Annotated in this window: 21 protein-coding genes and 3 pseudogenes; 4 read left to right on the top strand and 20 right to left on the bottom strand. The window is 41.7% G+C overall.

All coding sequences use genetic code 11. The features are described from left to right. Positions 1 to 6: 6 nt before the first annotated feature. The 14 genes and pseudogenes from NX845_RS14330 to NX845_RS14395 all read right to left on the bottom strand — a co-directional run bounded on the left by NX845_RS14330 (position 7) and on the right by NX845_RS14395 (position 11,085). Positions 7 to 489, bottom strand: a complete 483-nt coding sequence (locus tag NX845_RS14330; RefSeq protein WP_065682205.1) for a tetratricopeptide repeat protein — start codon at positions 487 to 489, stop codon at positions 7 to 9. Positions 490 to 516: 27 nt separating this feature from the next. Continuing rightward, complete coding sequence (cyaB, locus tag NX845_RS14335) at positions 517 to 1,068, bottom strand: class IV adenylate cyclase (protein WP_065682206.1); 552 nt, start codon at positions 1,066 to 1,068, stop codon at positions 517 to 519. Between the two features lie 89 nt (positions 1,069 to 1,157). Further along, on the bottom strand, positions 1,158 to 1,550 hold the full coding sequence (locus NX845_RS14340) for a hypothetical protein (protein WP_017087839.1): 393 nt from the start codon (positions 1,548 to 1,550) through the stop codon (positions 1,158 to 1,160). After that, on the bottom strand, positions 1,543 to 1,980 hold the full coding sequence (locus NX845_RS14345; protein WP_065682207.1) for a GNAT family N-acetyltransferase: 438 nt from the start codon (positions 1,978 to 1,980) through the stop codon (positions 1,543 to 1,545). Before NX845_RS14345 ends, NX845_RS14340 begins: the two co-directional genes overlap by 8 nt. An 85-nt stretch (positions 1,981 to 2,065) precedes the next feature. Then, positions 2,066 to 2,572 carry a GNAT family N-acetyltransferase gene (locus NX845_RS14350; protein ID WP_065682208.1) on the bottom strand — a complete coding sequence of 169 codons (507 nt, stop codon included), beginning with the start codon at positions 2,570 to 2,572 and terminating at the stop codon, positions 2,066 to 2,068. Between the two features lie 99 nt (positions 2,573 to 2,671). Then, positions 2,672 to 3,237, bottom strand: a pseudogene (locus NX845_RS14355) (DJ-1/PfpI family protein). Positions 3,238 to 3,343: 106 nt separating this feature from the next. Continuing rightward, positions 3,344 to 3,769 carry a hypothetical protein gene (locus NX845_RS14360; protein ID WP_065682209.1) on the bottom strand — a complete coding sequence of 142 codons (426 nt, stop codon included), beginning with the start codon at positions 3,767 to 3,769 and terminating at the stop codon, positions 3,344 to 3,346. A gap of 186 nt (positions 3,770 to 3,955) precedes the next feature. Then, a complete protein-coding gene (locus NX845_RS14365; RefSeq protein WP_065682210.1) occupies positions 3,956 to 4,363 on the bottom strand; it encodes a GFA family protein in 408 nt (135 codons plus the stop codon). A 226-nt stretch (positions 4,364 to 4,589) separates the two neighbouring features. Then, entirely contained in the window at positions 4,590 to 5,453 is an 864-nt protein-coding gene (locus tag NX845_RS14370) for an MBL fold metallo-hydrolase (RefSeq protein ID WP_102514624.1), read from the bottom strand. 428 nt (positions 5,454 to 5,881) lie between these two features. Continuing rightward, positions 5,882 to 6,355 (bottom strand): response regulator, encoded by a 474-nt coding sequence (locus tag NX845_RS14375; protein ID WP_260256940.1) that lies wholly within the window; start codon positions 6,353 to 6,355, stop codon positions 5,882 to 5,884. Then, on the bottom strand, positions 6,342 to 7,697 hold the full coding sequence (locus NX845_RS14380; protein WP_260256941.1) for an ATP-binding protein: 1,356 nt from the start codon (positions 7,695 to 7,697) through the stop codon (positions 6,342 to 6,344). The genes NX845_RS14375 and NX845_RS14380 overlap by 14 nt, the downstream gene beginning before the upstream one ends. A 6-nt stretch (positions 7,698 to 7,703) precedes the next feature. Then, entirely contained in the window at positions 7,704 to 9,122 is a 1,419-nt protein-coding gene (locus NX845_RS14385) for a DASS family sodium-coupled anion symporter (RefSeq protein WP_004733551.1), read from the bottom strand. 413 nt (positions 9,123 to 9,535) lie between these two features. Beyond that, the gene (locus tag NX845_RS14390) at positions 9,536 to 10,426 is read right to left on the bottom strand and encodes a hypothetical protein (protein ID WP_260256942.1); all 891 of its coding nucleotides are present in this window, start codon (positions 10,424 to 10,426) and stop codon (positions 9,536 to 9,538) included. Between the two features lie 119 nt (positions 10,427 to 10,545). Then, positions 10,546 to 11,085 carry a hypothetical protein gene (locus NX845_RS14395; protein ID WP_260256943.1) on the bottom strand — a complete coding sequence of 180 codons (540 nt, stop codon included), beginning with the start codon at positions 11,083 to 11,085 and terminating at the stop codon, positions 10,546 to 10,548. 100 nt (positions 11,086 to 11,185) lie between these two features. Here NX845_RS14395 and NX845_RS14400 point away from each other — a divergent pair. Further along, positions 11,186 to 11,353, top strand: a pseudogene (locus NX845_RS14400) (IS110 family transposase); the annotation flags it as partial. 413 nt (positions 11,354 to 11,766) lie between these two features. Here NX845_RS14400 and NX845_RS14410 read toward each other — a convergent pair. Genes NX845_RS14410 through NX845_RS14420 form a run of 3 tightly spaced genes read right to left on the bottom strand, consistent with a single transcriptional unit; the run spans position 11,767 to position 13,012 of the window. Beyond that, positions 11,767 to 12,171 carry a hypothetical protein gene (locus NX845_RS14410; protein WP_260256944.1) on the bottom strand — a complete coding sequence of 135 codons (405 nt, stop codon included), beginning with the start codon at positions 12,169 to 12,171 and terminating at the stop codon, positions 11,767 to 11,769. Positions 12,172 to 12,210: 39 nt separating this feature from the next. After that, complete coding sequence (locus tag NX845_RS14415; protein ID WP_017081759.1) at positions 12,211 to 12,702, bottom strand: hypothetical protein; 492 nt, start codon at positions 12,700 to 12,702, stop codon at positions 12,211 to 12,213. After that, positions 12,692 to 13,012: a hypothetical protein gene (locus NX845_RS14420; protein WP_017081758.1), complete on the bottom strand. Its 321-nt coding sequence runs from the start codon at positions 13,010 to 13,012 to the stop codon at positions 12,692 to 12,694. The genes NX845_RS14415 and NX845_RS14420 overlap by 11 nt, the downstream gene beginning before the upstream one ends. A gap of 144 nt (positions 13,013 to 13,156) precedes the next feature. Between NX845_RS14420 and NX845_RS14425 the strand changes: the two are divergent. Then, positions 13,157 to 14,355: pseudogene (locus NX845_RS14425) on the top strand (IS4 family transposase). Between the two features lie 103 nt (positions 14,356 to 14,458). On the opposite strand, the gene NX845_RS14430 reads toward NX845_RS14425, so the two are convergent. Both NX845_RS14430 and NX845_RS14435 read right to left on the bottom strand, forming a co-directional pair. After that, positions 14,459 to 15,409 (bottom strand): endonuclease domain-containing protein, encoded by a 951-nt coding sequence (locus tag NX845_RS14430; protein WP_260256945.1) that lies wholly within the window; start codon positions 15,407 to 15,409, stop codon positions 14,459 to 14,461. Between the two features lie 116 nt (positions 15,410 to 15,525). Further along, entirely contained in the window at positions 15,526 to 16,458 is a 933-nt protein-coding gene (locus NX845_RS14435) for a hypothetical protein (RefSeq protein ID WP_260256947.1), read from the bottom strand. 624 nt (positions 16,459 to 17,082) lie between these two features. Between NX845_RS14435 and NX845_RS14440 the strand changes: the two genes are divergently transcribed. Continuing rightward, positions 17,083 to 18,906 (top strand): M4 family metallopeptidase, encoded by a 1,824-nt coding sequence (locus tag NX845_RS14440; protein ID WP_260256948.1) that lies wholly within the window; start codon positions 17,083 to 17,085, stop codon positions 18,904 to 18,906. Positions 18,907 to 19,230: 324 nt separating this feature from the next. After that, on the top strand, positions 19,231 to 20,442 hold the full coding sequence (locus NX845_RS14445) for a DUF3103 domain-containing protein (RefSeq protein ID WP_260256949.1): 1,212 nt from the start codon (positions 19,231 to 19,233) through the stop codon (positions 20,440 to 20,442). Between the two features lie 92 nt (positions 20,443 to 20,534). Here the strand turns inward: NX845_RS14445 and NX845_RS14450 are convergent, their stop codons facing one another. Beyond that, on the bottom strand, positions 20,535 to 20,852 hold the full coding sequence (locus tag NX845_RS14450) for a Dabb family protein (protein ID WP_009846539.1): 318 nt from the start codon (positions 20,850 to 20,852) through the stop codon (positions 20,535 to 20,537). Between the last annotated feature and the right edge of the window lie 68 nt (positions 20,853 to 20,920).

The raw sequence follows: 20,920 nt of genomic DNA on the forward strand, positions 1-20,920 counted from the left end.
CGGCTGTTACCAGGTTTTATCTAAGTCTTGAGCATATAAAGAGATCGCTCGTTGGTACTCTTTGATCGCTTCGCTATTCGTCGTGGAAACTAAAAGCTCAAGTAACAGCGATGTCGCCTCTTTATGGCGACCTAAATTGTACAAACACATTGCGTAGAAAGGTTTCACTTCTATCGAGTCAGGATACTCAACCATAGTCTGTTCGAAATAGCCTAAAGCCTCTGCATAAAGGCCAAGGCTTCGATAAGTACTCGCCAAACCGAACAGCGCATCAAAACGCTCTACTGAAGAAAGCACGCCAGACAGAGACAGCACATAGTGATCAATCGCCTGTTGCTCTTTGCCTTGGTTGTCGTAAGACCACGCAATCTGCAAATGAGCTTTCGCCGCATAGTTTTCATCAGTGAGTAACGTTGCCAGTAAGTCACGCGACTCTTGATACTTCTCTTCTTTTCGCAGTTCGATTGCTTGTTTGATAATGGTGTCCATAAGTCTCCCTGACGCTTAAGCGCTGTACTATGCGTTCATTTTCTCGAACATCTGTTTATAAGACTGAGTTTGTAGTGCCGATTGAGTCAACCCGAACTTACTGGCTAACAACTCAAGCTCACTTTTATACACAGACAACTTAGACTCATCGTCCGTCATGATAGCAAACTCAGCAAAATCGCCGATACCCGCAAGAGAATCGACCGTGATATGGAACTCTCCAACAAAGTAAATACTGCGAGTTTTCTGCGCTTTAAGAGTCACTTCGTATCCCAAGTTCTCTAGCATACTCTTAGCATTCGACGCATTGGTGATGTTTGTCGCTTCACATCGATCAGACTCAGGGCCTTTTACGATCCATAGTTTGATGCCCGACGGCTCCATAGTGCGAATACACAAGCTTTTGTTCTGAGCTTGTAAGCTTCTATCAGGGCTATCAAAATACCAATCACATTCTTGATTGTCTTGCAGCATTACTTCATGAGCAATTAGGTTCAACGTTTTCAAGAACTCAGACTTAGAGCTAAGTCGGTACTTCAGCTCAACCTCATATTTGCCTTTGAAATGATCGTTAGTCATAGATTAGCTCGATGCAAAAAAAGCGATACTAGCACACGAACCAAATCCGAAATACAAACTGACGCACAACACAAACGAAAGCAGTGGAACTATGTTCGACACGCTAACATACGGTTCCATTCTTCTTTGTTCATGGCTCCTTTCGGAAGGTAAATATTGCGTTTTTGCATCGCACCTTTCGTGTAGGAAAGCTTGATAACTGACCCGATCCCAAAAGGAAGAATATTTCCCTGTAACTTGATATCGCAAGCGTGACCATCGAAACAAACATGGTTGTTCGATATTTCAAAAGAGCGATTGCGGAACTGCCACCATAACGTGACGACTTTTAATACCGCAACAGCACTGAACATCAACCCAATAGTAGGTAGTGATTGAGGGTTATCACCAAATAGCAAATAAATAGACACTAATAAGAACGCAGCAAGTACGAACTCAAGCAGTGTAAATTTAACAAAATTTAATCGGATACGGTTATCCATGACACCCTCTCAATGATGATCCTAAAAGCAGCTCCATTTCAACAAGCCCTTTCACTTCAGACAACTGAGTAAAACCTTTTGATTGATAAAGCTTAATGGCGGGGTTCTCACTGAACACTCGCAACACTAACTGAGCCGATGATTGATTGTTCGCATAATCGAGACACTTAGAGCCAAAGCCTCTACCTTGATATTCAGCTAATATCTGCAAGTCCCGAAGAAACGTTGTATCACTGGTGTAACTGAAGCGGATAACACCAATACGGCTATCCCCTACATAAATTTCATAGTTATCCAGTTCATCCCAGTTACGTAAAAACTGACTATGACCCCAAGCGATGCCACGAGTTTGGTAGTAACTCGCCATATTCGTTTTAGTGATCGATTCAGCGAACTTAGGATCTGAACCTTTGACCAACCTTACTTCCATATTGTGTCCTTTGTTTCTAAATCAAACATTGAGCAATACGTAATTTAAGTACCAAGAGTATTGCATCGTGTTTGAACCATCCTAATCAATCTGGTTCCTTGTTTAACGCCTTCTCTAACCACATTGAACTGATGTATTGATCGTTTTTCTTCGCATATTCATTGAACACTCCAACTTCTCGAAATCCAAAACTTTTATGAAGTGCTATTGAAGCCTCATTAGGTAAAGCAACACCTGAGAGTACGCGGTGAACACCATAATCACTAATCGATGCAAATAGCTGAGAATAAAGCTTAGATCCTAAACCTTTACCTTGAGCTTCTGCCGCAAGATAAATAGTGACCTCTGCGGTATCTTCAAATGCCGACATAGCCCTGTATTGCTGAGAACACGCGAAGCCTAATAACGCATCACCTTCTGTCGCAACATACAGTTGATATTTGCTTTGGCTCGAAAATTGAGAAAACCACTGCTGGCGATTTTCCAACGACAACTGCTCTTCTTCAAAGCGCGCATTGGTATATTCAATATAAAAGTTGAAGATATCGGTGATGCCTGCAATATCAGGTAATGCCCCTACTCTGATTTCCATGTAATGTCCTTTTAAATTGGTGCACTAAACTCTAAAACCAATACATAGAAAATTGCCAAATATGTTGAGTTATCTTTGGAGTATTAGTTTTGCGTATTCCTACCAGTTGTACTCCATTTGCCGAGCAACTACCTTGGCAAATTCTAAACCATAGCGCTCGGATATCAGATGTAAGCTCATATCTATACCAGCAGAAATACCACCTGAAGTTGTGAATTTACCTGATGTCACCCAGCGCTGATCGGCAGTCACATTTAAATCAGGGAACTGTAATGCTAAGTCGGAAATATCTTCCCAATGGGTAGTGACAGTGAGCCCCTTGAGTAAACCAGCTTTAGCCAATAGAAACACGCCAGTACAAACTGACACAACTAGTTCAGCATTTGGCTCAACAGATACCAACCAATCCAGTACATTCGACTTGTTCATCTCTTCAGTATGCACACCGCCAACTACCATTAACAAATCTATCTCCGGATGATTTTGTAGTGAGTAGTCAGCCAAAACTTTAAACCCACCACGGGCTACAACTGGATCGGAGTGCTCAGAAACCTGAATACATTTAGATCTTCAGCACCTAAACGCTTTGCCGTACTAAAGACTTCAAATGGGCCAGAGAAGTCGAGAACTTCTGCTTGATCGTAAATATAGATACCGATGTTCATTGTACCTCCATGTACAAATTGATGAATATTTAGACTTACCTTCGCATCTTATTTAACTAATTAACACATCTATTTGAGAACTCGTACATATAGATAATTGGCTTATTTATAGCTGCCTATTTTCAACTGCGATAGAAAGGAGATGTGCCTGTATAACAGATATCGTGAACACGATTAACGGCACGACTATTGAAAATAATGACACCAAAATTATAAAGCCAGACATAAACAATTTCTCAATGTAACCATTGCTATGAGCCCAACCCGCAACGTGGCCGTCGGCAAAAAGACCGAATGCACCATAATAATAAAATGCATAAATCACAGCAGACTTATGCCATGAACCTCGCTGAAGGTCATCTATTGTATAAATCGATGCGAAGCCAGCTAAAACAACGCCCAACCATAAGAACACAAAGTCGGTCGGGTAAACGGATGCTGTGGCTAGATAGTCTCCTCGAGAACTTAGCCATACAATTACAAACCCTATAGTCAGCGTAATTAATGCATTTTTAATTATTAACCATCTCATACTTTCCTCCTGGATTTAGTATGGATAGGTGCCAATATAGGATTGTGTGAAAACCCGATCTTTTCGAGCTGCCTCAATAAAATTGGGTAGAGAAGTCAACGGGTGTTAAGAGTTGGGCAACACCACGCACGTTAACCATAGTCACTGTGCCGTCAGTATTTGTAATTCAAAAAACTGAAAGCTCGACTAGCTTGCTCGTCCTTCTGAATGCGTTGGTAAGTCTGGCTGCAATTCACACCAGTTCGCTTTGTAGTTGGTGTAGATCTGAGCATCGATTTTGACTGGAATATCCACGTCGAATGTCGATATCGCTAGTTCGATATTTTCTAAAGGTTCACCTTGTACTCTGAAGCCTAAACTTGAACCACAGTTGGAGCAGAATGTTCGTGTTGTGCCGTTTGATGCGACAAACTCTTTGAGTCGTTCTTTACCAGAAAGCCAGCTAAAGCCTTGTACGCCAACTAACGTCCCGAAAGCGGCACCATGAAATTTTCGGCACATTGAACAATGGCAGTTTGCTGCTTTTTCGCTGAATCCATCAACAGAAAAACGAACACTGCCACACAAACACGAACCTTTAAAAACTGCACTCATCCTGAGTCTCCTTCCCTTTCATACAGTGTGTTAACCCACTGGCTATTGCGGACTTCTAAACAATTAACGCATTACGCCAATATTGCACTGTTTTATCAAAGATAGAACCCGTTTCATTGGCTGCTGCGATTAAGAAGTCACATAAGTTAGTCGCTACTTCTTCATTGCCTATCAAGCATAAACTGCGAATTGCTCGCGTTGGCCGTATCTATACTTAAGCGAGCGTCTACTGTGAACTTTCCGATTTATTCCGCTGTTGTGCTTCACTGAGTTTTTCTTTCGCTAGGGCTTCTTGCTGGTCTAAAAAGCTAAAGAAGTTACTTTCGCTAATGAACGGATTGTTCGAACCATCGGCATTTCGTTTCTCACGATTAGCGAATAGATGATTCTTATGGGGATGGTTAGACAAATTCACGCTCACCACAGGTGGCTGCAAAGCGATCTCTCTCACTCTGTCCATACTTTCGAAGAACTGCTTCGCTAGCTTTGGATCTCGTGCATTAATACTGTGACCGCCAACTACAAATGCGCGATGTGATGTGCCGTTGTCTTTCACCATAAGATCTATTGAATAATCCCCTTCTGTGTGGCCGGGCGTAAGGTAGAACTTAAACTCGTCCGCACCGACAATAAGACTACTACTATCTTGCACAAAGAAGTCTACCTTGGGCGGTAAAAACGTATTCTTACCACTGCTTTTGTTAGCTTGAGCTACGGCTAACTCATAACCCTTTTGTGTCATCACGACCTTTGAACCATATTCAGACTGGAGAAATTGCGCTCCACCAGCATGATCAGAATGGCCGTGAGTCACCAAAATATGAGTGATGGCCTTATCTTGCAACCCAAGCTTTTTTAGATTGATGGGTATCCACATCGAATAAGGGAAATCGAGTGTATCAATCAGAACTAATCCCTTTGCAGTCTCTACCGCATAAGACGACACCCATCTATCACCAACGTAATAAACGTTATCGAACATTTGGAACGGTTCAACATAGCCGTTTTTAATCGACATTTCCGGTACGTCTTTAGATGCCATTGCACTGGTCGAAACCAATAACAACAAAGCCAAAACCAATTTTTTCATTTTACTTCCTAGACTGATAACGACGCATAAGTTAGCTGCAACGTCCTAATTAAATTTACAGTTCTAACATACGACACTAGTACTCTGCGACACATTTTAGATCTGCTGCATGTTCAGGGAATCGTTCGTGAAGAAAACACAATGCATCTGCTTGCGTTACTTGGAGGCAGGCACGGCACTAATTGGGTGTATAAAGACTATGCATTAACTTCAATTTTGGTTGGCGTTGCGTATGAGTTTTAGACTTAAGCCAGCAACCAGTGTGTTAATAACTGAGTACTAAAACCTAAACTACTAAAAGAGATAGGTAATATATGCACCGAAAGATTACGTCTTTCACAGACAAGATCCTTCAGAAAGCGTCCTTCGGTGCATATAATTTCAAGCGACTGACATTAGTGACTCATGTAAGTCGCTAACATAAGTGACTAACGCAAGCGTCTCAACACAACCTGCTGGTCAAGCTCATTCTGATAGTCCGTGTAATCAAGCCCTTGATCAAATATGTACTCAGTGACAAGAGTACGAATGCACTCAACTAACGTGCTTGCTTGCCACGGCTTCTCAAAGTAACGGTCGATGCCTGCTGCATTAATCGCATTAATGGTATCAGTATGAGTAGCCTGCCCCGTAAGAAGAATTTTCTTTGTATTCGGAAAGCGGCTGTCATGGAACACTTCAGTGAGTAACTCCACACCCGTTTTCCCTGGCATTACATGATCAGACACGATGACGGTAATGTGTTCGCCTTCTGCGTCAAGTTCATCAATGAGATCAAGCACTTCTTGCGCTGATTCACAATCTTCAATATTCAGCCAACCCGCCAGCGGCTCTAAATCTTGTACCACTGCGCTCAGTACTTCTCTCTGGTCATCGACACAGATTAAATTAAGCTTCTCCATGTTCACCCTCTATTGGTAACTTGATTCTAAATACAGTTTTAGAAGCATCACTTTTCACAATGATACTTCCGCCATAACCCGCCACAATCCGCTTAACTATTGATAAACCCAAGCCCAATCCAAACGATAAACCACCTTTTTTAGTGGTGAAGTTGGGCTGAAATACCTTTCTACGAGTCACCTCGTCTATCTCAGGGCCGTTATTCGTGATCGTAACTAATATTCTTTTCTTACTTAATCTGGTTTGAATTTCTATTGCGGCATCGTCTGAATTCGACATTGCATCACAAGCATTCTTTACAATGTTGACCCAAATCTGAACGAGCTCTGTTTTCGAGCCTTTAAAAGTCGGCAAATCTGCAGGGCTCAATCGCACAGAGACTCTACGTAACTCACTTTGTAACAACGATAAGGCATGGTTAATGGAGTCGTTAATATCAACCGCTTCTTCGGTGTCAATATCAACTCTGCCAAGTTGTTTAACCGATTTTACGATGCCAACGGTGTGTCTAGATGCCAAACGTAAATCATGTAAGTCACAGCCCATCTGCCAAAAACGAATCGCTTCTTCTGGGTTTTTCAGCCAATGTTTTGAAATAACGTCTGTTGCATATGAAGCGTCAATTGGAATCGCCTTTGCAAGAGAGCGAGCAATGTTCTTGTCTAAACCATACTTTTTTTCAAATTGTCGCCCACGTGTTCGCGCTTCTGACGACGACGTTTTCTGACCATGCATTAACCCAAAATCGAAAAATTGACTGGCTTCTGGATGCACTTCTTCAAGTAGATCCATGATGACCGTTTCAAGTCGGCCAGATTTACTATTTACTACACCAATAGCGTTGTTAAGCTCATGGGCAATCCCTGCAGCCAATTGACCCAAGGTTGTCATTTGCTCAGCAGTATGTAACTTCTCTAGCGCTTTTTGTTTCGCTATCGCTTCTTGTGTTGCACGGCGTTGACGACGCGACAACTCATTGACAATCACAGGTGTGAACTGTGCGGTAAGAGGGCCAAAGTTACGTTCATCTTCTGCAGGCGTGTCTTTATCGATCCACGCTAACTCAACATCGGTTTTAGCAACAACCGTTGAAGATGCTGTCCAATTACCTGAAAAGAAGCTATGAACGCCTATAAAAGCCCCACTACCCGCGCTAAATACTCGCACTTGCGGTGTATTCGCTTCGGAATAAAACCCTTCCAGTTCTCCACTAAACACATAATATAAACGAGTGTTTAACGCTGATTGTTCAATAATTGTGTTACCGGCACGGCACGTCACCCGACGCTCTGTCTGATTAAAATAACGATCGATAAGTGCTTCTAGCTTTTGTTGATACACGTATCGTTATCCTATGTGACCAATTGAATGTAGCACCCACACCATAACAAAACTCAGTAGCACACCAACCACACCCAAAATAATACCGATTCTGGCCATTTGATTACTTTGCACATGACCCGTGGCATGAGCCAACGCATTCGGTGGCGTACTGATTGGCAGCGACATACCTAATGAAGCGGCAAAAGTCACAACCAGAATTAACGTTAACTCACCGCCTAGTGGCGTGAGTGAAGCCATAGACGAACCTAATGCAGCCATAATTGGCATTAACAAGTTAGCCGTTGCGGTATGAGACATAAAGTTTGCCATTACCAAACACAAGAACGCCGCTCCGAACAACACCACATATGGTGAGTAAGCATCAAACGGAATGCTGTGTACCACGAGCCTTGCTAAGCCAGTTTTATCGAGAGCTAAACCAAGCGCAATACCACCAGATACAAGCCACAGTACGTCCCAAGAAATCTTTTTCAGATCTTCTTTATTGATGATCCCTGTGAGTGAGAACACAGCGACAGGAATCAGAGCGACGGTATAAGAGTTCATGCCATGGCTTGAGCCCATTAACCAAAGAATGATGGTCAGCGCAAAAGTGACGTATACCGCAATGGCTTTGGGTGTTTTAAGGAATTTACCTTTGATGCTTAACTCGATTTTCTTTTGGTCAGCTTTGTACATAAAGCCTATTAAAAACCACGCTAACGCCATCATAATAACGACAAACGGCACACCAAATGCCATCCATTCGCCGAACGTAATGAGGTTATCGCCAACTAAATATTTAAGGGCGATAGCGTTCGGCGGGGTACCGATCGGGGTACCAATGCCACCGATGTTAGCGGCAACAGGGATACAAAGCGCAAACGCTATACGACCGGGGTCTTTCGGACCAAACACAGCCAGTACCGGCGTTAAAATAGAGAGCATCATTGCTGTTGTTGCCGTATTAGACATAAACATCGAAAAGATACCAGTGATCAACATTAAGCCGAGCATCACAAACTTTGGGTCTTGTCCAAATGGCTTCAACAACACGCGAGCTAAGTTTACGTCTAATCGATACTTAGTGGCGGCCATCGCTAAGAAAAAACCGCCCAAAAACAGCATGATGATTGGGCTGGCGAATGTCGCCATGATGTCGCTGTATTTTAACAACTCACCAAAATGTTCCTGCCCATGCTCAAACCTTAAAAAGATCAGCCCTTTATCCGACAACATCAACAATTGCAGAACGATAATAACAACAGACGTCGCGTAGATTGGGATAGGCTCGAACACCCAGCACAATGCCGCTAATAAAAAGATCGCGATAACGCGTTGTTGAATAATCGTAAGGCCTTCAAATGGGAACGCTGATAGCGGCATTACGAGGATAATGAAAGGAATTAAAATAGGGATAATGTATTTAATATAGGGGCGCATAGCACAAAAACTCTTCCTGAGATAACAACTACTTAGAAATTAGATTTAAAGTTCTAATTTAGTCCGACAACGAATTATCGACCTCTTATCACTATCTCACTATCGGCTAGATCAATGATTCCGTAATCGCGATATCCCCTTTTTCGATTCTGTGCGCTACCTCTACGTTTGTGTGTCATTTACTGTTGCAATTAGATTCCGAGAAACAAAAGGCAAACGTTCGCCTTTGCGTGGGAGATCCGCAATATGTGAGCTATATTTGACACCTGACTGGTTTTCAGAATTAAAGAGCATAGCTGCATTATCGAGTAGCTCTTTTTTTCAATTCGAGATCTGATTAGCGTGTAAGTCGTACTTCTGCGCTAACTAGACTGATAACGTTGCATAAGTTAAATGCAACGTCCTAATTAAACTCACTGTTCTAACAGACGACACTGATACTCGGCAATGTGCTTTAGCTCCGATGTATGTGCAGGGAATCGTTCGTGAAGAAAGCACAATGCATCCGCTAGGGTTATCTGGTGCAGATTCAATGTATAACCAAAAACCAATCGGTGAACATTGTCATAGAGCTCATCTGAATTATCTAAGCTTTGACACTGCGCCAAGGTAGCTTGATCAATCTCATCGTCAGGATCTTCCAAAGGGCTACTGGCCTGTCGATAGAGATTAAAAAGCATTACGTCATATTGCTCTTTCGACAACTCTTCCTTACAACGCATTATCCACGCAAGCGTAATTAGGTTATGCCCAAAGAAACCAAACTGTTTTAGGCATACTTGTAATACGCTATTGAGCTCTACGACTTCGCTTGTGTCTGTGTTTCGGTCGCCATCAGAACGGGTCGATGTGACAAATTCAGTGAAGCGGTTAAGGAATGCTGGAACTTGAGACGGCTCTAGCTCACGGTAAACACGGTTCAGCGCCAATAAGATAGTCACATTGTGGGAAAGGTATTCGCTTGTTTTAGAAGCCTGCGAAACGTAATACGAGAAGATATCTTGAAAGCCCTTATTCTCATGCCACTGCGTTAAAGCAGCATACGCCGCTGGGTATACCCCGTTATCCAATATCCTTTGAATACGAAAATCTGAGAACTTGGGCGCTTTTAGCGTTGTAGAGTACTCACCTAAAACTTCAATCTCAGTTTGGTCTATCAACTCACTCGTTTTAAGCCGCACATTGCCTGTTTTAGCGAAATAGTTATTAAGGTGATTCGAAGCCAAATAGGCTTTTAAAGAATGAGGTTGATGGATGCTGGCACTACTATAAAGTGCCTTTTCCAGTAATTGGTCGCTTGTCATGTTTCCTCCGTGAAACGTGCCTCTGACTCTATGATGAGAAATGGTGCCATGTGCGATGAGAACACAGCCCAAAATGAATCATTGACGCCATAGTCGTTTGTTATACGATTCTATGCATCCTATTTTTCGATGTGTTCTTTAGTTAGTAGCGGAATAATCTTGGGCTCCAGATCTTTACGTAAAGTTGCTACATGAGAGAGCAGTTTCAAAGACATACTTTCAAAAATATCCAATTGTTCAAGACTCAAACACCTTGAACTTCTATTCCTTACCGGCTGAAGCATTTGAAAACTCCCGTAAGTATGGACACTAAACTTCATTTCAATAGCCTGAGAATCTGAATGTGCAATAAGCTGGTTCCTGAGCTGGATTAAAAACTTATGTAAGGAAAGTTCGTCAGGTGATAGAACTTTTAATGCGGTATTAGGTAGATCGGGCACCCTAATTTTATTTCGAGAGTCATTTCCAGAAAATGGCTTACAATAAGATAAAATCATCGCATTAGTTAATGCAGAAAGAACAAGAAAATTGCCTTCGAAATCAGCGTAAAGTTTATTGTTCTTAATATAGCTAACAATATCGTGAGCTTCTTTAAAGTCTGCAAATGAGATAGCAACTCGCTTGAATTGCCTAAACAAACCGTCACTTTTTCTATCCACAACAACCTCTAGTTTATTCGAATCGTATAACGAATAACATGGATTCCCCCTACCGAGGATCTGCCACACTTATGTGGTACTTAAATGCATCGGAGGCACCATGTCTGATTATTCTTATTTCTGCAGTATCGACTTAGCTAAAAACCACTTTAGTCTTCATGCCGTAGAGCAAAATAGTAAGGTCATACTTCATAAATCAGCAACCCACTCTAAGCTACTGACCACAATAACAAACATGCCACTAATTCGTATAGGTGTTGAAGCGTGTTGTTGTGCAAAACAGAATATGAAAACTATGCTACTTAAGTAGAACCTAACCAGCATAAAGAATTAAACCCACTGGCTCATTGCAGACGCTAATGATGGAGATAGGTTAAGACCACTTGCGGAGAGCCTGTTAATGCGACGGACACACTAGATGTCATCTAACGAATAAGGCAGCGCAGTCGCGCAAGTCATCAGGGCCACGACATATGTGAATCATCGATAAGCAGGCCAAATGTAGAGCGGCAGTCCAAAACCCATCAACATAAGTTTAGCGGATGTTTGACAACCGGGGGAATCCATGTAGCCCTGTTAGGGGTGAGCAACGCAATACTGAAGCTCCCGGATAACACCTTAAACACTAAACGCAACGCTTAGTAAAAATACCACGCGTTACGAATCACCCTTAACAGATTGTTAGGCATGTGTTTCCATAAGTGCCTTGAACTTATTATATGGGTCACGAAGAAAACCATTTATACCAGGTTTATCGTTCCGCTCTAGAGGCGAAAATTGGTCATGAAAATCTCGGTTAGGTGATATAAAAATACCTTCAATACCGTCCTCAAACTGATCACCTGTTATATCAATGATCAGACCTTCAATTTCTAACCAACCATGTGAACCAGAATCTCTTTCACCATAAACATATTCGATATTTTGAACACCTTTGCTAAGGAGATACTCTGCTAATAAGTCGGCTGAAGATCCACATGAAGCTGATGGAAATTCATCAAAAAATATCTTGCTGATGTGATTGTGGTGTTCTTCAAAAACTCCTCGAGCTTTGATTACTTCTTTTTTAATTTCTTCAATATCCATAGTTTCTTCCAAATGCCTAACGCCTTGTCATATAAATAATTAGTCGTACACTGCCTCAGCTTTTTCTGCGCTACTAAAAATAATTGCCTCCCAAGCAGCACGAGTACAAGACCAAAGTGAATAACCTAATAAAAATAAACATACAACTAGCATTGAATAAATGTCTAGGGATTCAAAATGGTTGAAATACACAACATCGCCAAAAAACTGTTGAACGTAAACACCTTTTAAAATTGACGCGGATGTTGTCATCGCCAAACCATAAGTGATTGCAGCAAAAGCTGAATCAGCAAAAATACCAAACTGCTTATATATAAGCCCTGCATATTCGGAATTTGAGCTCTTAGCTGACAGATAATGTAATACAAAACAGATGAAGCAACCGAACCAAATACTTATATTCAAATGCTTCCATTCCAAGACTGAGCGTATCGTCTCATTATAATATTTCTGATCAGTTATATAGGTAACAGCTATTATGACTAAGGTGATGAGGACACCGACTAGTCGAAGGTTGAATTTAGGAAACATTATGACTCCTATTAAATTCGTTTACCTTTTTAGTATCTTCATCATCGTTACTTTTCCCAAGCAAACCGCCAATTAACCCGCCAAGTAATACTCCAGGAACACCCCCCATGACTCCAATAACTCCACCAATAGCCATAGCTGGAGCCGTCTTATTGTCAGACTCCGCCGTAACCGAATTAACAGAATAGACCTTGTCATTTACCTTTAAACGATTAGAACCTAACCTTTGAGCTAGTTCATTTCGAGAATTAGCCGTATTCTGAATGTATGTTTTCTTCCCTGTTTGACGATCTTTTACATAAAGCCGCATCGAATTACCTCCTTTTATTTGTATAACGCCTTACTCTTGCGAATCCCTTCATAATCAGGCGTAAAAACAATGAGGTAGACGCGCACCGCCGTCTTTGATCTAATGAATATCGCTGAACACACATTTCGAACAAGTGAACTAACGATGCGCGATATTCAGATTTTACAACAAACCATACAAAACCAATGCCCCTCCATTCACAAAAAACGCGTGATTTCTCTGATACTTGCTACAAAAAGTGTACTTGACGGCTCAGACTTAACGCTGACTAAACTAGGTCGCAAACTGGAAACTAATACCACGGTAAAACATGCGATCAAACGCGTTGATAGACTGCTTGGAAATCGCCAACTACATCGTGAAAAAGACCTTATTTATAAATGGCATGCCTACTTAATAACGGGCGCTAACCCACGCCCTGTGATCCTTGTGGATTGGTCTGATGTTCGTGAACAACTTCGTTATATGACGTTAAGAGCATCCGTTGCACTTGATGGTCGAGCCATCACAATCTTTGAACAAGTTTTTGAGTATGGTCAATACAATTCACCGAAAAGTCACCAAACATTCCTCGATAAATTACAGAGTATTTTGCCGAATAAAATCAGTCCGATCATCGTTTCTGATGCGGGTTTTAGAAATACTTGGTTCCGCCAAGTTCAGGAAAAAGGTTGGTTTTAGTTAGGTCGTGTCCGAGCTGAAGTATCAATCAAACAACCTCATAAACCTTGGGTCTCAAATAAAACCTTTTATCCAAACGCTGTCCATAAACCCGAATATCTTGGCCACTGCTTATTAGCAAAGAGATCACCGATATCTTGTGAAGCCTATGTTTATAAGGGATTAGAAAAAGGCCGAAAAGCCCAGCGCCATAGCAGAACCAGCCAAAAACACTCCGCTACACATCTCTATCAACGCAGTACAAGGAGCCGTGGTTACTCGCGACCAATGTCCCTAGACATATCTTAAATGAAGTACAAATTACCAACCTGTACACCAAGCGCATGCAAATAGAAGAAGCCTTCCGCGATCTAAAGAGTATCGCCTATGGGATCGCACTTCGTCACAACAGAACTCGTTGTACTAAGCGATTGGATATCCTGCTTCTTATTGCGTTGCTCGCTGAAATCTTGATGTGGTGGAATGGCCTCATTGCAGTACAAGCCAAATGGCATTTTGACTTCCAAGCCAACAGCATTAAACACCGCCGAGTTCTATCCATACCTCGTCTAGGGAGAGAGGTACGAAATCATCGGCGATATAAAATTAACGAATCCCAATATCAATGGGGAATGTTCGAATATCAAAGGCTCACACACAACGCAGGACTAGGGAAATTATGAGGGGATCCGTCAGCAACCTGTTAAGCGGCGTGGAATAGTTGGCTAAAATGTGCGACGAGCGCGAGTCAACTTTTACACGTCCGTTTAAGCAACTTGTTAGGCTCTACATTTCGTATAAGCTTAATCCCATTGATGCACCAATAATGTACCAAACTCTCTGCCAGAAAACATGAACAAGCTCACTGCCAACATATGAAGTTTCTTCATTACCATGACGTAGCAACTTACCGTTAGCCAAGTATTTGAAGCTATGAGAGCCATGCTCACTATCACTTAGGTCATCAGGAAGAACAGCGCGAAGCGGCTTTACATATACTGGATCATCAGCGATTAAAATAAACTCATCGAACAAGTGTGAGAAGCTTTCCATATGTTCACCTAATTCGAGCGTATACCATTTTTTTGAAACAGTATTAATTCTTACTTCACCTTTTTCATACTCTTTAATTGAACCATCTAAATGTTTTATTTCATGTTCATCTTCTGGTGGGTGGAAGACAAATGCTGTGATGAATGATTTTTCATGCAACCATTCAATCGCATGAGGAATGAGTTCGTCAATGTTTACAGGCTTTAATGTTTTATTAGGATTTATCTCTTTAAAAAAAGAAAGTGCCTTAGCTGTTTCTCTATAGAGAAATGGGTAATCGATATACATTACACGGTATTTAGCAGGAGCTCTTTGCATTCGCTCTTTATATATTTCTCTAACTTCCGCAACACATGACTGAGGGTTTCGATTTATTTCACGTCCAGTAAACCTAATTACTGTGTAGCCCGCTCTAGAAAGGTACCTCTGTCTTAACGCATCTTTTTCTAATTGTTCTTTTGTTGAGTGGTATTCATGCCCATCTAATTCGATTATTAGCCGAGCATCTTTTAAAACAAAATCGACACGGAATCGCCCATGTTTTTCTTTATCGCCAAACCAATGCTCAGCTTCTATAGCATTTGCTAAGTCACCCAACTCCTTACTAAACTCTTTCTCAATATATGATTGCCCTCTGTCTTTATACCAACTAGGCGGAGTTTTGGGTTGACCGGGATACTTCATGATAACCTCGATTGATGAGTGGAGCCTAGCGCCTCGTTAAGCGGCGAAAAATAGTTGGCTATAATTTGTGAGGCACGAACAAAAGCCAACTATTTTTTGTCCGTTTAAACGACTTGTTAAATGTTGTCACCTTGATTCTGAGCGCTTATTTCACCTCTGTTTTTTGAAGAATTTGATACCCTATACCTCTTTCCGGAAATTGCAGTCCCCCACATCGCACCAATATTTTGAGTCTGACTAGGCTCAAAATCTTCATCGATTGGGTAGGTCTTGGGGTTTCCACGCCTTTTTCCTAGAATAGATACGTAATACATTATAATAAGCAATGGTAAAACCATGGCATAGGTTAGTAAGCTCCTTAATAGGTGAGGAAGGCTATCAAAGTCATCTATCACTTGATGGAAACTAAAGTCTGAATAAACCCAATATATCGAATAAGCGCTAGCAAATGGCCAACACACAACAAATAAAACCATAAATGCAGTTGCAAGTCTCTCTGCAATACTTGCTCTTCCGTCATCGACGGTGACATTAAAATCATGATCTTGACCAAATACTCGCCCTGTAGCGCTTACTTTCGCATCACTTTTTTCTTCAACAAAAATGCCTATTTCAGACCACTCATCAGGGTTTACACACTCAAAACCAAGTTGATAAGTATTTTTACTAATTAAATCGAGTTTAAGGCCAATTTGATCACTACCTCTAAATATTATTGGCTCGCCAAGTATATTAGTTTCTTCATCTAAACTAATTGTTAGAGGGCAGTCTTTGCTTATCTCACTACCAAGTACATGTTCTTTCCCTTTGTTCCAAATTCGGATATTGATCAAATAAACGTTATCTAGTGTTTTTCCACTTAAATCGGAGATCTTAAACGGACAGTTATCCGCTGACTCAATAATAATACGCCGCCCAGTTGTTTCCACAACTAAGCCTCTTTTTTTTTCTGTGATTTTTGCAACTACCCAACTGGCTAAACCACCTAATAGTGTGCCTAAGATAAGAAATATTAATTCTTTTGTTGTGACCATTTGAGTTATATCCATAAAGTTACAATGTTCCATTACATTTAACAGCTATTAGACAGAAAAAATCTGTATCTAAATGCAGCGTTTTTCTGTCTAGTTTCTTATGCAACCTATCTTAAACGACTCACTCCATTCATAACAATGACTTATCGTTCTTGATTTGTGATTGAACAAGAAAATGTAGAATTTAGTTCTTCCTAACAAAACCAAATGAAGAAAACTTGATAACTTCTATGGATCGTATTGTTAAAACAAGTTTAATATTGATAATAAAGACAATATTACCACTTCCAAAACTCGGTTATTTACTCATTTGTAATTAAGATAAAAACAGAGAAATATCGAAGTTAGTTTAGATAAATGAATTCTATCGATTAAAACAAAACAGATTTTAATAACCCCCTACCCTTCATATGTTTACGATAAATAATAAAATCAAATTTTATAAAAACAATTTGATCAATAAGAATTTTTGTAAACTTTGAATTACATACTCTAAAATTCAATCTCCCTGATAAACTTGTCATAAATCCAAATGCTCTTCCAATCTTGATTCGCAACACATGGCATAAACGTGTTGCATATAGACTTCCTATAAAGCCGTTGGGAAGAAGGAGTTTATATTAAAATCAGGAACGAAAAATGAACCAACAACGTCAACTAAGCTGGAAAATAGCAGCTATTCTAGGTACATCTTTTGGCTTTAATGCACACGCTGCAGAAATGGTCAGAGTCGATAACGATACACTGCTACAACAAAGCCTCGTCGCTCAGTCGAAGAGTATTGCTCCACTTGAATTAGGTTTTTCTGAAGTAAAACGGGTGGTACTGCCCAATGGAAAAACCAAAGTCCGCTATCAACAAACTCACTTAGGTTTACCCGTCTTTGATACTTCGGTCGTGGCCACCCTTTCCAAGAACCAACCCACTCAGGTGTTCGGCTCCATGGCACAAGGGATCAGTGGTGACCTATCCAGCATCGCGCCAAAACTGAATCGAGAACAAGCGATTGAAGCCGCACTGTCCGCTCATCGCACGTTTACCGTCGGCAAAAAGTCGATTGAAAATAAAAATGCGAAACTGATGGTGAGACTGGACGAGAACCAAGTCGCCCAAGTGGTGTATCTGGTCGATTTCTTTATCGCGTCCTCAATGCCAGAGCGCCCTTTCTACTTTATTGATGCCACGACTGGCGATGTCCTCCAAAAATGGAATGGGCTAAACCACGCTAAAGCATTAGGTACTGGCCCAGGTGGCAACCTCAAAACCACTCGATATGAATATGGCAATGACTTCCCTAGCTTTCCCATCGACAAAACAGGCACGACTTGTACGTTAGAAAATGAATCAGTTAAGACAGTCGATTTGAGGAACGGAACCTCTGGCAGCGCAGCCTACAGCTACAACTGTGCCGACGGAACCAACTACACCGATCATAAATACATCAACGGGGCTTACTCGCCTCTCAACGATGCGCACTACTTTGGTAATGTCGTGTTCGATATGTACAAAGATTGGATGAATACGTCGCCTTTAACTTTCCAACTGACAATGCGCGTTCATTACGGTTCCGATTATGAAAACGCCTTTTGGAATGGCTCATCCATGACATTTGGAGATGGCAAAAACACCTTTTACCCATTGGTCGATATCAACGTGAGTGCTCACGAAGTCAGCCACGGCTTCACTGAGCAAAACTCCGGCCTTGTGTACCAAAACATGTCGGGCGGTATCAATGAAGCCTTCTCCGATATTGCAGGCGAAGCGGCTGAATACTACCTGCGTGGTAATGTCGATTGGGTGGTCGGAAGCGATATATTCAAATCAGAAGGCGGCTTGCGTTACTTTGATCAACCTTCAAAAGATGGCCGCTCGATTGATCACGCCTCTCAATACTACGATGGTTTGAACGTTCACTTATCTAGCGGTGTTTATAACCGCGCCTTTTATCTTTTAGCGAACAAATCGGGTTGGAATGTACGTAAGGGCTTTGAAATATTCACGGTTGCCAACCAGTTGTATTGGACGGCAAACAGTACCTTTGACGCAGGAGCTTGTGGCGTAGCGAAAGCCGCAGCAGACATGGGTTATGTGGTTGCCGATGTTGAAGATGCTTTTAATACAGTAGGCGTTAATGCAAGTTGTGGTTCAACGCCGCCAACTGGCAATGTGCTGATGAAAGGAACGCCAATTTCGAACTTGAGCGGGAATCAATCCTCAGAGAGCTTCTACACGTTCACCGTTGATTCTGCATCCAGCGTGACGGTTTCAATGTCTGGTGGTTCAGGTGATGCCGACCTTTACGTGAAATCGGGCAGCAAGCCAACGACATCGAGTTACGATTGTCGCCCTTATCGCGCTGGAAACAATGAGCAGTGCAGTGTGAGCGCGCAACCGGGCGTAACCTACCATGTGTTACTGCGTGGATACTCGAACTACTCTGGCCTAACGTTGCGTTTAGATTGAGTTAGAGCGAGCCTCTCAAACAAGTTGTAAATCGAGAACTAGCGGTTAACCGAGAAATAAAAACCTACTCACTTTGAGTAGGTTTTTTTATGACACACCCTAGTAGTTAATAATATTGTAAGTTATTTACTGATACGTTTATTAATTTATAAATATCAAGGTTACTTAGGCATTGTTTTATAAAAACAGTTTAAATTGAGATCCTGTGCTGCACAACGAAACAAAAATAACTGACTAACTTTTGAACACATTCACGTTACTGATAGGTTAATCCTTATAGGGCAAATGCTCTATTAATGATAAAAACTAAAATAAGGATTATTTATGAGACCATCTTTTCCTATCAGTATGGTGCTTGCAACGACAGTGGTTGGCTTCCAGTCTTTTGCGCAAAATATTGAGACAACTGATTCATTAGGTATTGCAGAAAGTAGCGCAGCGCAAAAGCAATCTCTGGCGTTGCAAATCAGCGAGCGTTATTCCGATCTTGAGCTTTCATTGAAGGCTCAGATCTCAGAAAAGAACTTATCCGCGCCTGTAGATAAATTGAGCTCTACTCAGCCCTACTCTGCATTTTCAAGCCGGATGCAGAAAGCGGATCTTGGTTATCGCAAGATGAAAGGGATCAACGACTTCAGCGACTCTGTGTTAGAGGTTCGCATGGCTGATGAAGCGATGATCGAAGCTTGGAAGAATGGTGAAAACCCGCTGTTTGCATTTGAACCATCAGGCGACGATTCGAATTGGCAATACATTGAAGCGTATGACGTGTACGGACAGGTTCATGAATTAGATGTGTACCAAATGCCAGACGTCCCAGTGTTTGTGGTTGATAGTAACGGTGCTGAAGAGCTCAAAGCAGGCTTAATGGCAATGCAGGCAGAGATGCAAAAGCTGGGTACTACAACGCAAATCAATACCGTTAGCGATACCAATGCCGACGAGAGTAAACCTCAAAAATCGTCTTTGATGAACAGGGCTCGTCGCTCGATGGCCTTGTCGGAACCTGAGCCGTTGAATACCACACAATTAACCAAAATCCGTTTAGCCGTCGACCAAGAACCTTGGATCTCTGGTAAAGCGGAAATCTACGCTATCGTGACGGGTGTCGATTCAAGTCGTTTAGAGCCCCAAATCGACCTCGTTGAGATGCCTTATCTGGACTACGACAAACAGACGTACTACCCGAACCAGACCGTTATCTTCTGGCCTCGCTACCGCTGGGGCGCTGCTGATATGATCTTAATGGAGCACGATGATGGCACAGACTACAAAGCGCTAGCAAAACTCTTGGTTCAAGCCGCAGAAGAGATACTGAAGATGATTCCTGATCCAGAAGTTCAAGGTTATGCGATCATCCCTCAGATCACAGGCAAGATTATCGATGTGATTCCTGATGGTGTATTAGTGAATGATGATGACTTCGTGGATGTATACTACACCTTAATGCAGAACACGCCTTATGTAGACCGTCCGGGCGCTGGCGGAAATGCTGTCGCGTCGTTTGCACCAATCACGATTTCGCCAACAGAGTAAGTCGTTTCTTATTTAGTTAGGGCTTAAACGCTAGGCCCTAACTTTTCATTATCAAAGGTAAGTCAAACACAAGAAACCTACTCAGAACCTAATTACAGGGAGTAATCAAACACAATGATGTCTTCTAAAAGCGGACGAAACACATCTTTCAGCGCATCATGCTCAGGGTGCGGAAGGTAATTCTGGCGGCCTTCTTCATCGGCGAACGTCATTAACACCGAGTGGGTATAACCTTGATTCTTGTTTTCAGGGCTGTCATTTAATCCCCATTCTACTGAAGTGACCCCTTCAACCTTGTTTGGCATCGCTTCAAACAGCATCTTTAGTTTTTGAACCTCTGAAGCTTCAGCGTTTTCTTTAAACTTAATCAGTAGAATATGACGAATCATTCCCGTTTCTTTTTGAGTCATTCCTTGTCCTTTCGAGTCGTTCGCTTACTGGTTTGTAATGCTTAACCAACACCCAATAGCGATCTAAA

This window comes from Vibrio sp. NC2 (genome assembly GCF_025195005.1).
Classification (GTDB): domain Bacteria; phylum Pseudomonadota; class Gammaproteobacteria; order Enterobacterales; family Vibrionaceae; genus Vibrio; species Vibrio splendidus.

Coding starts and splice junctions, on each gene's coding strand:
- NX845_RS14330 (WP_065682205.1), bottom strand. CDS start 489: ATGGACACCATTATCAAACAAGCAATCGAACTGCGAAAAGAAGAGAAG.
- cyaB (WP_065682206.1), bottom strand. CDS start 1,068: ATGACTAACGATCATTTCAAAGGCAAATATGAGGTTGAGCTGAAGTAC.
- NX845_RS14340 (WP_017087839.1), bottom strand. CDS start 1,550: ATGGATAACCGTATCCGATTAAATTTTGTTAAATTTACACTGCTTGAG.
- NX845_RS14345 (WP_065682207.1), bottom strand. CDS start 1,980: ATGGAAGTAAGGTTGGTCAAAGGTTCAGATCCTAAGTTCGCTGAATCG.
- NX845_RS14350 (WP_065682208.1), bottom strand. CDS start 2,572: ATGGAAATCAGAGTAGGGGCATTACCTGATATTGCAGGCATCACCGAT.
- NX845_RS14360 (WP_065682209.1), bottom strand. CDS start 3,769: ATGAGATGGTTAATAATTAAAAATGCATTAATTACGCTGACTATAGGG.
- NX845_RS14365 (WP_065682210.1), bottom strand. CDS start 4,363: ATGAGTGCAGTTTTTAAAGGTTCGTGTTTGTGTGGCAGTGTTCGTTTT.
- NX845_RS14370 (WP_102514624.1), bottom strand. CDS start 5,453: ATGAAAAAATTGGTTTTGGCTTTGTTGTTATTGGTTTCGACCAGTGCA.
- NX845_RS14375 (WP_260256940.1), bottom strand. CDS start 6,355: ATGGAGAAGCTTAATTTAATCTGTGTCGATGACCAGAGAGAAGTACTG.
- NX845_RS14385 (WP_004733551.1), bottom strand. CDS start 9,122: ATGCGCCCCTATATTAAATACATTATCCCTATTTTAATTCCTTTCATT.
- NX845_RS14390 (WP_260256942.1), bottom strand. CDS start 10,426: ATGACAAGCGACCAATTACTGGAAAAGGCACTTTATAGTAGTGCCAGC.
- NX845_RS14410 (WP_260256944.1), bottom strand. CDS start 12,171: ATGGATATTGAAGAAATTAAAAAAGAAGTAATCAAAGCTCGAGGAGTT.
- NX845_RS14415 (WP_017081759.1), bottom strand. CDS start 12,702: ATGTTTCCTAAATTCAACCTTCGACTAGTCGGTGTCCTCATCACCTTA.
- NX845_RS14420 (WP_017081758.1), bottom strand. CDS start 13,012: ATGCGGCTTTATGTAAAAGATCGTCAAACAGGGAAGAAAACATACATT.
- NX845_RS14430 (WP_260256945.1), bottom strand. CDS start 15,409: ATGAAGTATCCCGGTCAACCCAAAACTCCGCCTAGTTGGTATAAAGAC.
- NX845_RS14435 (WP_260256947.1), bottom strand. CDS start 16,458: ATGGATATAACTCAAATGGTCACAACAAAAGAATTAATATTTCTTATC.
- NX845_RS14440 (WP_260256948.1), top strand. CDS start 17,083: ATGAACCAACAACGTCAACTAAGCTGGAAAATAGCAGCTATTCTAGGT.
- NX845_RS14445 (WP_260256949.1), top strand. CDS start 19,231: ATGAGACCATCTTTTCCTATCAGTATGGTGCTTGCAACGACAGTGGTT.
- NX845_RS14450 (WP_009846539.1), bottom strand. CDS start 20,852: ATGACTCAAAAAGAAACGGGAATGATTCGTCATATTCTACTGATTAAG.